This is a genomic window from Alkalibacterium sp. m-11, assembly GCF_054658155.1.
In genome coordinates, this window is record NZ_BAAGIR010000429.1 from 1 (window position 1) to 313 (window position 313).

1 pseudogene is annotated in these 313 nt (G+C 35.8%); it reads left to right on the forward strand.

Annotation, left to right across the window (positions count from 1 at the left end):
* Positions 1 to 80 precede the first annotated feature (80 nt).
* A pseudogene (locus ACYQ2O_RS13070) lies at positions 81 to 313 on the forward strand (group II intron maturase-specific domain-containing protein); the annotation flags it as partial.

Here is a 313-nt window from a genome sequence, read left to right on the forward strand (position 1 = left end):
AAATTCTTGGGTTTCCATATTCATAATAATATGGGAAAGTCGGATGCCGACCTAGTAAGTCGGCGAAACAAAAATTCCGGAATAAACTCAGAAAATTAACTCGTCGCAATCGACCAGGCTCTTTCAAAGATATAGTGAAGGACATCAACCGTGTAACGGTAGGATGGATTAATTACTATAGAATCGGATTTATGAAATCTTTTATGATTGAAATTAAATCGTGGTTGAATCATCGGCTAAGACAATTGATTTGGAAGAGATGGAAGAAAGTATCCACTCGATATAGAAAATTAAAACAACTGGGGATAGAACA